Below are 9,595 nucleotides of genomic sequence, written 5' to 3'. Positions count from 1 at the left end.
TTTAATTGAAATGTAAATATTTATTAAAAATTATTTATTTAAAATATATATTTCACAAAATGAATACAGATATCAGTGAAAGACAAAAGAAAATACTTGATTTTATAATAGACTACATATCGGAATCAGGTTATCCGCCAACTGTCAGGGAAATAGCTTCAGCAACCGGTCTTAGTTCTTCAGCTACAGTACATGCCCACCTTTCCAAATTGGAAAAATCAGGTTATATAAAAAGAGTAAAAGGAAGTTCAAGATCAATAGAGATAATAAAAAGTCAGCATAATAAAAAAGCAGACTCAGATGAGATCAATAATAATGTGGTTCTTATTCCTGTAGTGGGAAATGTTGCAGCAGGAAAACCAATACTGGCTGAAGAAAATATTGAAGAATATTTTCCTGTAACCAATGATTTCATAAGTGACTTTAATAATGTTTTTATGCTTAAAGTCAAGGGAGACAGTATGATAAATGCAGGCATACTGGATCGGGATTATATTATTGTAAGAAAACAAAGCATAGCAAGAAACGGTGAAATCGTGGTAGCTCTTATTGAAGATGAGGCAACTGTAAAAAGATTTTTAAAAACAGACAAAGTAATAAAACTGATACCTGAAAATGACTATATGAAACCTATTACTGTAAAAGTTGTTGATATAGTCGGCAAGGTAATAGGAGTTCTAAGAAAATATTTTTAGCATTCTGCCTTAATCCCGTTAGCTCTCATTATAATAACATTCCTGTATTCTTTTGATGCCTGTGAAACAAGTTTATTAAAAATCCGGTAGTTGCATCTTGATTGTATTTTTATAGTATCACTATCATACTTTTTATCCAGAATCATGCAGTTTTCATGTAATAAGGATTCAAAACCGGTTTCATCATATGGTATTTCGACGCTGAATGTTATGTCGTTAAAAGAGATTATGCGCAGAATAGCGTCACGCAGCTCTTCAAAGCCGGTTTTATTTTTTGCAGATATGAACACTGAATTCCTGTATTTTATTTTTGCATCGCTTATCAGCAATTCATTGCCCGTGATATCTGTTTTGTTAAATACTACAAATATCTCTTTATCCTTTATCTGTAATTCATCAAGAACTTTCTTTATGCTTATAATATGTCTTTCATAATTAGGATTACTTATATCCACAACTGCCAGCAATAAATCTGCTTTTATTACTTCTTCCAGGGTAGACCTGAAAGCGGCAATAAGCTGATGAGGCAGCTTTTCTATAAAACCTACAGTATCGGAAATTGAAGCTTCTATAAATTCAGATAATCTTAATTTTCTTGTAGTCGAATCAAGAGTAGAAAAAAGCATATCCTTTTCCAGCACATTTGATTCAGTAAGAGCGTTCAGCAGAGTTGATTTACCGCTATTTGTATAGCCTACGAGTGCAATTTTAAAAATTCCTGATTTTTCCCTTAATTTTCTCCGGGTCGATCTCTGAACAGAAATTTCTTTTATTCTTTTTTCCAGAAGCCTTATCTTCTCTCTTATTTTTCTCCTGTCTACCTCGAGCTTGGTTTCTCCGGGACCTCTTGTTCCAATGCCTCCTCCAAGCTTGGAGAGAATGACACCCTTACCTCTCAGCCGTGGCAAAAGATAGTTGAGCTGAGCAAGTTCTACCTGCAGTTTCCCCTCCCTGCTCATCGCTCTCTGAGCAAATATATCCAGAATAAGCGCTGTTCTGTCTATTACTTTTACCTTAAGCTTATCCTGCAGATTACCCTGCTGAGTTGGACTAAGTTCATCGTCAAATATTACCAGGTCCAGTTCTTCCGCCTTTATGACTTCTTCCAGCTCTTCCAGTTTTCCGGTACTTATATAATATCTTGAATTGATTTTCTGCTGCAAATGCGTTATTACTTCATATACGTCTGCACCGGCGCTAAAAGCAAGATTCTTTAATTCTTCTATGCGGTCTTTTGCATAAGAGCTGTCTGAAATATTTTCAGACAGCTCTGTTGATTTTATTTTTATAAAAACAAGTAAAGATTTTTCTTTTTTATTCTTTGTAGTCTCAAAAGACATTGCTTATCCTGTCGATTGCTTCTTCAAGCCTCTCATCTGAAATAGTCAGTGAAATCCTGAAAAATCCCTCCCCATACAAGCCGTATGCGCTTCCCGGTGTTACCACTACAGAGGCTTTGTCAAGGAGCAGTTTTGCAAAAGATGATGATGTATATCCTTCAGGCACTTTTGTCCACACATAAATAGTATTGCCGGATTTAAAATAAGACAGTCCGATTTTATCAAGAAGACCCCAGACTTTTGATCGTCTTCTGTTGTAAATCTTATTGTTTTCCATAGTAAGTTCATCATAATTCTCCAGAGCTTTTGCTGCAGCAAGCTGAATTGCATTAAAAACTCCGCTGTCCACATTGGATTTGTATTTTCCAAGGCTGCTGATTACTGAAGGATTTCCAACAGCAATACTTATTCTCCATCCTGTCATATTAAAAGATTTGGAAAGAGAGTAAAATTCTATGCCTGTTTCCTTTGAGTTTCTTGCATTTAAAAAACTGACCGGTTTGGCGCTTTGTTCAGAATAAATGTCTCCATAAGCATTGTCATGACATACGATAATATTGTTTTCCATAGCAAAGCTTGAAAGCTTTTCGAAGAAATCAATGCCGCAACCTGCGCTTGTAGGATTATTGGGATAATTGGCATGTATTATTTTTGCCTTTTTTGCAATATTTAAGTCAATTTCATTAAAATCAATAAGATAGTTGTTCTCTTCTCTCAGGGGAACGGTTACAGTACTCCCGCCTGCAAACATGGTTCCTATTTTATAAACCGGATAAGAGGGATCAGGAGCAAGCACTATGTCTCCCGGATTAATAAAAGTATATGCAATATTTGCGATTCCTTCTTTTGAACCCCATAAAGATATCACTTCCCTTTCGGGATCTATTTCAACATTGAATCTTTTTTTATAAAAATCTGATGCAGCTTTCTTTAGCGCTTTAAGGCCATAGCTGGAAGGATATCTGTGATTTTCCGGATTATCGGCCTGTTTTTTTAACTCCTCCACAACAATATCAGGAGTTTTAATGTCGGGATCACCGATTCCAAGACTTATAACATCAAAACCGTCTTCTTTTTTCTTTTTGATTATTTCATCTATTTCCGCAAAAAGATAAGGCGGTATAGAGCTCAGTCTTTCAGATTCGTTAAAAATCATTGCTTGTTTTCCTTTCATACAATATTGTCAAAAAAGTATTTGCCATCAAAGATATAGTCAGTCTTCCCTTTGAGAAAAACGCTGTCCTGTTTTTTCCCTGTCCAGCTTATAAACAATCTTCCACCAGTAAGATTTACGACTACCTCCCCCGGTTTTACCTTATTGAGGATGATTGCTGCTGAAACAGACGCGCAGGCTCCTGTCCCGCAGGCAAGGGTTTCACCGCATCCTCTTTCCCATACACGCATTGATATTTCATTGTCTGATATGATTTTTATAAATTCCACATTGGTTTTTCTGGGAAAAATCGGAAAATTTTCTATTTCCGGGCCAATTTTTCTTAAATCAATTTCTTCAAGCTGCTCGGATTCAGAGATAAATATTACACAGTGGGGATTACCCATGGAAAGACAGTTCAACTCATATAATTTTTCGGATATATAGAATTTTCTTTCAAAAAACAGATTTTTTTCCGCTTTAAACTCTCCATAAAAATTACCGGTGTCTTTATTTTTCAAAGGCAGTTCCGGTTCTTCAGCATCTTCAGGGATCACGGGAATTTTTTCATTATCAAATATCGGAGAGCCCATATCAGCTTCAATAAGCCCGACTTTGCCGTCTGTCAGAAGCTGAAGTTTTATTCTTTTCAGGCCAGCTCTTGTTTCTATAAGAATTTCTTCCTTCTGAACCAGCTTTTTCTCAAAAGCAAATCTTGCCATACATCTGATACCATTCCCGCACATCTCGGCAATTGTGCCGTCACTATTATAATAATCCATGAACAAATCAGCAGAAACTGATTTTCTGACAATTATCACACCGTCAGCCCCGATGCCGAAATGCCTGTCACACATTTTTTTTATCTGACTTTCCGTAAAAGAATATTCTTTTTTAACAGAATCAATAAGAATGAAATCATTCCCCTGGCCTGTCAGCTTTGAAAACTCAAATCCTTCCATGCTCCACCTTTAAATTTATTATACTTAAAATATCCTTCATTATATCTTTTATACCGGCACTGCTGCCAGATTCTACCCAGTTTATGCGACCGTCGGCCTTAAACCATGTTAGTTGCTTTTTAGCAAGATGTCTTGTATTTTTTTTAATCTCTTCAATGGATTCATCCAGAGACATTTCTCCATCAAGATACTTTATCAGCTCTTTATAGCCTATCGCCTGGGTAATACTGTTGCATCCGGAATAACCTCTTTCATAAAGCAAGCTTACTTCCTCTAAAAGACCTTTTTCGATCATTTCTTTTACCCTTTTATCAATATTATCATACAAAGATTTTCTTTCGGTATTCAATCCAATCATAACACAGTTATAAATTGATTTTCTTTCTTCCCAGTTTGTTAGATAATCAGAAAATTTTCTGTTTGTGCTGTAACACACCTCCAGCGCTCTTACTATGCGTCTCTCATCATTACTGCTTATTTTTAAAGCATATTCCATATCCATTTTTTTTAATTCATTATAATAATAATCAAGGCCTTTCAATTTTATTTTTTCTTTAATTTCTTTTTTCAATTCATGCCTTGAATCAGGAGCACACATAAGATCATCTATTATAGCTCTTATATGAAGACCTGAACCTCCCGCTATTATAGGTATTTTATTTTTATTAAAAAATTCTTCCTTTATTACTTTTCTCGCAATATCTCTGAATTCCACAGCAGTCAGTCTGTAATCAGGATCACAGATGTTTATCATGAACTGCTTTACCGAAAATTTTTCAAGATCCTGCTTGTCGGTTCCTATATCCATATATCTGAATGCCTGCATTGAATCTGCCGATATGATATCCGTATCAAGGAGCATTGCCAGGTTTAAAGCGGCCCTTGTCTTTCCGCTGCATGTAGGACCGCATATTACTATTACTGTTTCATTCCCAATAAGATTTTTTTTAAGAGCAATAAGTTTATCTTTTGATATCAGTCCATCTTTCAGAGAAGAATCATTGTTTATTGTTTCCATCAATATATTATATTTTTCTGCCTTTCAGATAAAATGATTTTGCGCCTGTTATTCTTACATTTATAAATTCCCCGGCAATCCCCTCTTCGTCATGTTCAAAATTAACAAGAGTATTGTCTTCAAGTCTTCCTTCAAATGTATTTTTAGGACCTTTACCTTCTACCAGAACTTCATACTCATTTCCGGTTTTGAGCTGGTTTTTTTCAAGCGAGATTTTATTCTGGACATCGACAAGTTCTTTAAAAAATTCTTTTTTTACTTTTAAAGGAATATTATCATCAAATTCTGCCGCTCTTGTTCCTTCCCTTTTAGAATAAATAAACGTAAAGGCTCTTTCAAAACGTATTTTTTTAACCAGATCAAGGGTATCATAAAAATCCTTTTCTTCTTCTCCCGGAAAACCCACAATAATATCAGTGGTGATTGCGCAGTTACAAATTCTTTTTCTGATCTCTTCCGTAAGCCCTAGAAAGTCATTTCCCGTGTAATCCCTGTTCATCAGTTTCAATATCCTGTCTGAACCAGACTGAAGCGGTAAATGTATATGAGGCATTATATTATCCCTGCCGGCGATAGTGTCTATCAGCTCATCTGAAAAATCTTTGGGATGACTTGTCATAAATCTTATTCTTTTCAGCCCTTTAACTGCAGAAATTTTTTTTAATAGTTCTGAAAAAGAAACCGGGTTTTCAAGATCTTTGCCATAAGAATTAACATTCTGACCTACAAGCGTTATTTCCACAACACCTTTTCCGGTCAGTTTTTCTATATTTTCCAGAATCAGTTCCGGATTTATGGATATTTCCCTGCCTCTTACAAAAGGCACAATGCAGTATGAGCAAAAATTATTACATCCTACAGAAACGGGAAGATAAGACTTAAAGCTATAAGTTCTTTTGAATTTTTTAAGATCATAATCAAATCCTTCATCAGGTGTTGCGCATATCTTTTCACCGTCTTTTAACCTTTTTCCAATCATCGACGGCAGACCGGAGATATTATGCGTACCGAAAACTATATCAACAAAAGGAAAATCATCCAGTATCTGCATCTTGAGGTTCTGGGCAGTGCAGCCCCCGACACATATCAGCAGATCCGGATTTTTCGTTTTGAATTCCTTATACCTGCCAAGATGGCCATAAAGTTTGTTCTTTGCTTTTTCTCTTACGGCACATGTATTGACTATAATAAGATCTGCCCTGCCTGTGTCATTTTCTTTTTCAAAACCCATTTCCTCAAGCAGAAATTCAATTCTTTCAGAATCAAATTCATTCATCTGGCAGCCAAAAGTTTCAATAAAATATTTTCTCATAACAAATGATTCCAATAGATGTAACAGTCCAAGGCAATATGCGGTTATTCCATCGGTTTGGTCTCGACAGTAAGAACAATAGCTGTTTTTGTTTCTTTGTTTACTTCAATATCCTTAAAAAAAGGAATGCATATTACTTCTTTGCCTGTAGGCGCAATATATCCTCTTGCAATCGCAATACCCTTTATTGTCTGGTTTAAAGCAGCCGCACCTATGGTTTGTATCTGCACTCTTCCTTCTTCTCTTATTATTCCCGCTATTGCTCCTGCAATGGAATTTGGTCTTGTATTGGCAGAAACTTTAAGTATCTTCATTTTTACAATTAGTTTATTTCTTCAAGTTCTATATTTATTTGTATATTATTATTTCTTTTTGCTATAAAATTATCCCTGACTCTGATAAGATGTTTTTGTCCTTCAGTATTAATCTTTTCAACCAGTGCATTCATTATATACTTAATTTCATCATCTTCAAATCTTGAAGACAATTTTTGATCTTCATATATTTTTGGAGCATTTTTTTCTTTTCCGGGACTTTCTTCGCCCACTTCTTCCGGACCGTTATTTTTCTTCCGGTTTAAATGAACGAGTTGTTCAAGATTTATCGGATTTAAAGGTTCAAATTCCTCATATATGATTCTCTGAATACTTCTGTCTGATATGTTCATTTTAAAAAAATCACTGCATATTCCGGAAAGAACATTATAATTATTGGTAAGGCAGGGATAATGAACCAGTTTAAGGTCTTCGTTAATTTCTATATATTTTTTAACTTCTTCAAAATCATTGAACTTCGGCAGCAAATCAAACATATCCATGGATTTTGCATTATTTCTCATGCTTAATATTATCTGGGAAGGTGCTCCGTAATAAAGATTGATTTCCTGATTTTGAAGCTTGAATTCAACAAGATTTTTAGGAATATTGTTCAGACCTCCAATTATGCTGATATTTCCATCAAGCTCTACAATTTCCGGAAAAACAGACTGGTCTTTCTTTTCAGGAATTTTTGAAAGATCTATCCTTAAAAAAAACGAACTGCCTGCACCTGTTCTTGAAAAAGTAAGATAAATCTCTTCCACATTCAGTTTGATGGAAAATAAAGCCATACCTCTTCCGTGAAATCCATAAATATCTTTACGGGCATTTTCAAGTTTGGATGTTACTCTTGCTTCAAATATCAGATCTTTCAGATCGGAAGGGATTCCCCTGCCGTCATCAATAAAATATATTATTCTTTCTGAATCTCCCGATTTTTTTGTTGCTATATAGATATTTGAAGATTCAGCATCTCTGCTGTTCCTCAGAAGCTCTACAACAATATCTTCAACACATTTGATATCCTGAAGGGCCTGTCTTCTTTCAGCTTCGGAAATCCTTAACCTTACATAACCGCTGCCAAGATCCTGTTCAATATTTTCAATATTTTTTAGCCCTAATTCAGATAAAAAATTTTTTATATCTGAATTATTTTGCATAATCTACTGCACGACTTTCTCTTATAACTGTTACTTTTATCTGACCAGGATACTCCATTTCGCTTTCTATCTTTCTTGCAATGTCCTTTGCCATAACTAGAGAAAGATCGTCATTTATCTCTTCTGGTTTTACAATTACCCTTATTTCCCTGCCTGCCTGAATGGCATAAGCTTTTTCAATGCCCTTAAAATCCGTGGCTATCTTCTCCAGGCTTTCAAGTCTCTTTATATAGCTTTCAAGCGTTTCTCTTCGCGCTCCCGGTCTTGCGCCTGAAATTGCATCAGCAACCTGAACTATTATGTCCATAAGGGTCTCTGTTTCGATTTCACCATGGTGAGCTTCTATGGAATGGACTATCTCTTCATCCTCATGAAGCCTTTTTGCCAGTTCCGCTCCTATTAGCGCATGAGATCCTTCTATATCATGAGTAAGTGCTTTTCCAATATCATGTAAAAGCCCTGCTCTTTTTGCCTTTTTAACATTTATTCCCAGCTCAGATGCAATAATACCGGCAACGAAAGCAACTTCCTTTGAGTGCATGAGGACATTCTGGCCATAACTCGTTCTGTATTTAAGTCGTCCAAGCACCTTTATAAGTCCCGGGTTTATTTCTGATATTCCGGTATCAAAAATTGCCTGCTCGCCTTCTACCTTGATTTCATTATTTATCAGCTTGCTTGCTTTTTCATACATTTCTTCAATTCTTGCCGGATGTATTCTTCCATCGATTATCAGATTTTCAAGGGTTACTCTTGCAATCTCTCTTCTGACAGGATCGAAAGACGAGAGTATGACTGCTTCAGGCGTATCGTCAACTATTATGTTTATGCCGGTCAGATTTTCAAAAACCCTTATATTTCTTCCTTCTCTTCCAATTATTCTGCCTTTCATCTCATCATTTGGAAGATTGACAACAGAAACAGTGGTTTCAGCTACATGTTCCACTGAGCATCTCTGTATGGCCTGGGCAATTATTTTTCTGGCTATTTTATCTGATTCTTCCTTTGTCTGAGCTTCTATCCTTTTAATCTCTTTTACAGACTCATATTTTGCTTCTTCCTCCATCTTCTTTAAAAGAATAGCTTTTGCTTCATCCCTTGTAAGTTCCGCTATTGCTTCAAGCCTAAGCAATTCTTTTTTCAGCACCTCATCAAGAGAATTTTTTGTTTCATCAATCTCTTTTTCTTTGTTTATTATTGTCTGCTCTCTTTTCTCAATAAAAGAGATTTTCTTTTCGATAGTTTCTTCTTTTGATAAAATCCTGTTTTCAAGTTTCTGAAGTTCAAATCTCTGTCTTTTAATATCTTCATCGGATCTTAATTTTATATTGGCAATCTCTTCCTTGCCTTCTGCAACTGCTTCTTTTTTTAAAGTCTGTGCTTCTTTTCTTGCATCTTCCACCATTCTTTTTGCATTTTGTTCTGCAGAGTTAACTTTGGCGTCAATCAGTATTTTACGATAATAAAATCCACCTATAAAACCTGCAGCAACAATAACGGCTCCTATGCCAATGACTTTCATTGCTTCTAACAACATCGGTATCAATCCTTTCATAAAAAAAACCGAGCATATTTTTGCTCGATTTCATATTGCACAGTGTTTGTTAAAAATTATATATTAAATTTTAATTATATATA

At 35.4% G+C, this 9,595-nt stretch carries 9 protein-coding genes; 1 reads left to right on the top strand and 8 read right to left on the bottom strand.

The window, feature by feature from the left end:
* Nucleotides 1-59 precede the first annotated feature (59 nt).
* The gene (gene lexA / locus GXZ93_02805; GenBank protein HHT78713.1) at nt 60-695 is read left to right on the top strand and encodes a transcriptional repressor LexA; all 636 of its coding nucleotides are present in this window, start codon (nt 60-62) and stop codon (nt 693-695) included.
* Here lexA and hflX read toward each other — a convergent pair.
* The 8 genes from hflX to rny are packed head-to-tail and all read right to left on the bottom strand — an operon-like array spanning nt 692 to nt 9,512.
* Entirely contained in the window at nt 692-2,035 is a 1,344-nt protein-coding gene (hflX, locus tag GXZ93_02800) for a GTPase HflX (protein HHT78712.1), read from the bottom strand. The two genes, lexA and hflX, sit on opposite strands and share 4 nt — an antisense overlap.
* Nucleotides 2,025-3,191 (bottom strand): LL-diaminopimelate aminotransferase, encoded by a 1,167-nt coding sequence (locus GXZ93_02795; GenBank protein ID HHT78711.1) that lies wholly within the window; start codon nt 3,189-3,191, stop codon nt 2,025-2,027. Before GXZ93_02795 ends, hflX begins: the two co-directional genes overlap by 11 nt.
* 14 nt (nt 3,192-3,205) lie before the next feature.
* Complete coding sequence (locus tag GXZ93_02790; protein ID HHT78710.1) at nt 3,206-4,150, bottom strand: diaminopimelate epimerase; 945 nt, start codon at nt 4,148-4,150, stop codon at nt 3,206-3,208.
* Nucleotides 4,137-5,168 carry a tRNA (adenosine(37)-N6)-dimethylallyltransferase MiaA gene (gene miaA / locus GXZ93_02785; GenBank protein ID HHT78709.1) on the bottom strand — a complete coding sequence of 344 codons (1,032 nt, stop codon included), beginning with the start codon at nt 5,166-5,168 and terminating at the stop codon, nt 4,137-4,139. Before miaA ends, GXZ93_02790 begins: the two co-directional genes overlap by 14 nt.
* Nucleotides 5,169-5,175: 7 nt before the next feature.
* Complete coding sequence (gene miaB / locus GXZ93_02780) at nt 5,176-6,480, bottom strand: tRNA (N6-isopentenyl adenosine(37)-C2)-methylthiotransferase MiaB (protein HHT78708.1); 1,305 nt, start codon at nt 6,478-6,480, stop codon at nt 5,176-5,178.
* Between the two features lie 44 nt (nt 6,481-6,524).
* A complete protein-coding gene (locus GXZ93_02775; protein HHT78707.1) occupies nt 6,525-6,794 on the bottom strand; it encodes a stage V sporulation protein S in 270 nt (89 codons plus the stop codon).
* Between the two features lie 8 nt (nt 6,795-6,802).
* A complete protein-coding gene (locus GXZ93_02770; GenBank protein ID HHT78706.1) occupies nt 6,803-7,957 on the bottom strand; it encodes an ATP-binding protein in 1,155 nt (384 codons plus the stop codon).
* Entirely contained in the window at nt 7,947-9,512 is a 1,566-nt protein-coding gene (gene rny, locus GXZ93_02765; protein ID HHT78705.1) for a ribonuclease Y, read from the bottom strand. The genes GXZ93_02770 and rny overlap by 11 nt, the downstream gene beginning before the upstream one ends.
* Nucleotides 9,513-9,595: the final 83 nt, after the last annotated feature.

The sequence above is a fragment of the Actinomycetota bacterium genome, assembly GCA_012837825.1.
GTDB lineage: Bacteria > Actinomycetota > Humimicrobiia > Humimicrobiales > Humimicrobiaceae > Humimicrobium.
The sequence above is the reverse complement of the archived record's forward strand: the minus strand, read 5'-3'. Positions and strand labels throughout refer to the sequence as shown.

Excerpts from the sequence above, each read along its gene's own strand:
- lexA (HHT78713.1), top strand. The coding sequence starts at position 60 with ATGAATACAGATATCAGTGAAAGACAAAAGAAAATACTTGATTTTATA.
- hflX (HHT78712.1), bottom strand. The coding sequence starts at position 2,035 with ATGTCTTTTGAGACTACAAAGAATAAAAAAGAAAAATCTTTACTTGTT.
- GXZ93_02795 (HHT78711.1), bottom strand. The coding sequence starts at position 3,191 with ATGATTTTTAACGAATCTGAAAGACTGAGCTCTATACCGCCTTATCTT.
- GXZ93_02790 (HHT78710.1), bottom strand. The coding sequence starts at position 4,150 with ATGGAAGGATTTGAGTTTTCAAAGCTGACAGGCCAGGGGAATGATTTC.
- miaA (HHT78709.1), bottom strand. The coding sequence starts at position 5,168 with ATGGAAACAATAAACAATGATTCTTCTCTGAAAGATGGACTGATATCA.
- miaB (HHT78708.1), bottom strand. The coding sequence starts at position 6,480 with ATGAGAAAATATTTTATTGAAACTTTTGGCTGCCAGATGAATGAATTT.
- GXZ93_02775 (HHT78707.1), bottom strand. The coding sequence starts at position 6,794 with ATGAAGATACTTAAAGTTTCTGCCAATACAAGACCAAATTCCATTGCA.
- GXZ93_02770 (HHT78706.1), bottom strand. The coding sequence starts at position 7,957 with ATGCAAAATAATTCAGATATAAAAAATTTTTTATCTGAATTAGGGCTA.
- rny (HHT78705.1), bottom strand. The coding sequence starts at position 9,512 with ATGAAAGGATTGATACCGATGTTGTTAGAAGCAATGAAAGTCATTGGC.